Annotated in this window: 1 protein-coding gene and 3 pseudogenes; all 4 read right to left on the bottom strand. The window is 44.4% G+C overall.

Translation table 11 applies throughout. The annotated features are described in order from the left end of the window. Nucleotides 1-94: 94 nt before the first annotated feature. Nucleotides 95-1,181, bottom strand: a pseudogene (locus Q0V82_RS16505) (IS3 family transposase). Between the two features lie 70 nt (nt 1,182-1,251). Further along, nucleotides 1,252-1,578 (bottom strand): annotated as a pseudogene (locus Q0V82_RS16500) (IS6 family transposase); the annotation flags it as partial. Nucleotides 1,579-1,675: 97 nt separating this feature from the next. Beyond that, complete coding sequence (locus Q0V82_RS16495; protein ID WP_297577560.1) at nt 1,676-2,131, bottom strand: hypothetical protein; 456 nt, start codon at nt 2,129-2,131, stop codon at nt 1,676-1,678. A 424-nt stretch (nt 2,132-2,555) separates the two neighbouring features. Next, nucleotides 2,556-2,838 (bottom strand): annotated as a pseudogene (locus Q0V82_RS16490) (DDE-type integrase/transposase/recombinase); the annotation flags it as partial.

Genomic DNA, 2,838 nt, shown 5'->3' with positions numbered 1-2,838 from the left:
GGCTTGCCATTGTTCTGGATGGCTTGATCAAAAAAACGTTTGGCCGCCGTCTTATGGTAATCCCCCCATTTTTAAGCTCACTTAAAAGTAGAGGTCAGGCATGTAATGCCAGTTTTTGTTTCGGGGTGATGCCACCCAAACCCATGTGCGGACGCTCGTTGTTGTAGCTCCAAAGCCATTGCGTGGCCACTTCTTGCATTTCCGCAAGACTTTCAAAATCATCGCAAGCCAGCCATTCATGCCGCACGGTCCGATTATAGCGCTCGATATAAGCATTTTGCTGGGGATTGCCCGGCTGAATATACGCCAATTCAATCGAATGCTGTTCCGCCCAGTCTTTTAACAATTGACTAATATATTCAGGCCCATTATCTGAACGAATCCGTTTTGGCTTGCCTCGCCATTCAATAATTTGATTCAAACTACGCACCACGCGCTCGGCCGGCAAAGAGAAATCAACATCAATCGCTAAACCTTCTCGATTAAAATCATCAATCACATTAAACAGGCGAATGCTGCGGCCATCGGTCAATTGGTCGTGCATAAAATCCATCGACCACGTTTCATTGACTTTCTCAGGCACTGCTAATGGTGCTGGCGTTGCACGAACTAAACGTTTTTTAGGCTTAATTCGCAGATTTAATTCTAAATCGCAATAAATCCGATAGACCCGTTTGTGATTCCAGCCCTTTTTCTTGACGTTTCGTAGATGCAAAAGCACAGACCAAAGCCCCAGTTGCGATGAACTTCGGTGAGTTGCAGTAACGAATCGGCAATTTTTTCATTTTCTGCGTCTAATTTTGCCACATAGCGATAACAAGTCGTGCTGATCGCAAAGCTAGCACAAGCTGCACGAATCGAAACGGCCTTGGTTTCAACTGCCCAGCGAGCCATCTCACGCCGCTGAGATGGCTTCACCACTTTTTTGCCATAGCTTCCTTGATGATATCTGCCTGCATTTGAGCTTCGATATACATCTTTTTAAGGCGCTTATTTTCATCCTCCAGCTCTTTCATGCGGGTCATCATCGAGACGTCCATGCCGCCAAACTTAGCGCGCCATTTATAAAAGGAAGCCGAGCTCATGCCGTGCTCACGGCATAAATCAGGAACGGTGGAACCGGCTTCGGCTTGCTTTAAAATCGCCATAATCTGGCTGTCAGAATAACGTGCTGCTTTCATGTAGAAGCGCCTCAAAGACTGCGAGAAAATTCTACTTAAAAATGAGCTGGTTTGGTGGGGGGGGTACCTTATCGCGCTTTTCTGTCAATAGAAAATCAATCGTTTTTCCCGACTTGTCGACCGCTCGGTATAAGTAGGTCCAAACACCTTTCACTTTGATATAGGTTTCATCCATTCGCCAGCGATCGCCGGCGGGGCGTTTATATTTGCGAAATGCCAATTCAAGTAAGGGTAAAAACCGAATCGTCCTGCGATTAATTGTCGAGTGATCAACCGTAATCCCTCGCTCTTGCATCATTTCTTCAAGATGGCGATAACTCAACGGATATGTGGCATACCAGCGAATACAAACCAAGACAATATCGATGGGGAAACGCATTCTTTTAGTATCTAGCATCACTGGCGACCCTGATTTTAATAGCGTCGAGTGAAAATCAAGCCGGCTGTGATGAGTTAATGCGACAGAACCGCGAAGCGAACGATTTGAACCGTTGCTATGCCATTTCGTGCCCGAAGAATACTGAAATCAAATATAGAAAAAAGCTAAGCAAGAAGGACCTGCCAATTATTGCTTCATATGTAGCCTCATTGAAGCGTCTGTCATAATGGTCGATTACAATCGCCAGAGATCCGATTGCAGCAAGTAGAATTGCAAGTATAGGTATAATTGTTTCAAAACCAATGTATTCTACTCTGCGGCGGGCATGTGGTATAACCAAGCGCTGGCTATAAATAGCATCAACTGATAGCGCCATCAAAAATAAGGCACAAGCACCTGCTTTTATTCTTTTTTTTAATGGTATCTCATTGGGTACATAGCTATCTGGATTTACAGTCCAGGTAAGTGGCTTTTTGCATGAATAACAATTTCCGTTAGAAGATAGTTCCAGTGGGGTTGCTCTGTTCTGTGAACCGCAATTTTTACACGTAATTTCATGCACCCGGTCCATCGGATGTTTACATGCGAGACATTTTCTAGACCTTAATGCACCAATGAAGGTATTTTCGGTCCTGCAAATTTCACAAATTTTAAGTCTTGGCATAGTTCATAATGTGAATATACACCTATTCAGGCGTATACTTCGTTTGTCAATGTGCATAACTCATTGATATTACTCCTGTATCGCGATATTTTCAATGGTATGGAGGTTATGACGCTGAATGTACGCATCAAAATGGGCTTATGGCGCCTCGCTTGGCGTTGTTGAATAAATCAAACTCAGGCCGAGCTGGGGTTCTGTCGCATTAACTTCATGAGAGCAAGTTTCGGCAGAGTCGACCGACCCGATTTTTCAAATCGGACGGATTTTTCCCGCCAGCGCGTAAAATTGCTCCGCAAATGACAAATGACAAATGACTTTGTGCACCTAAAATCATTTGTCCTTTGCGGATCATGTGCATCAACTCAATGCCAGCAAGAACACTCGACGCAGAATGAAACGCTTTCAAATTGAGCATCGGCTGAGTCACTCGCTTGATCGCTCGATGGTCTTGCTCGACGATGTCATTTGAATACTTAATTTGGCGCACGACGATCCGCACTTCCTTCCCCGTATTGATCTCATCAATCGCAGCTTTATTGGCGCCACTCTTATCCATAGCTGTCCAGTTTCGAGTGGTCATAAACACGTTTTTTAAACAACTCAGGTTTAATTTT

This window comes from uncultured Deefgea sp. (assembly GCF_947072475.1).
Lineage (GTDB): Bacteria > Pseudomonadota > Gammaproteobacteria > Burkholderiales > Chitinibacteraceae > Deefgea.
The sequence above is the reverse complement of the archived record's forward strand: the minus strand, read 5'-3'. Positions and strand labels throughout refer to the sequence as shown.

Bases quoted from the DNA above. Each gene is read 5' to 3' on its own strand.
- Q0V82_RS16495 (WP_297577560.1), bottom strand. From the start codon at position 2,131: ATGGACCGGGTGCATGAAATTACGTGTAAAAATTGCGGTTCACAGAAC.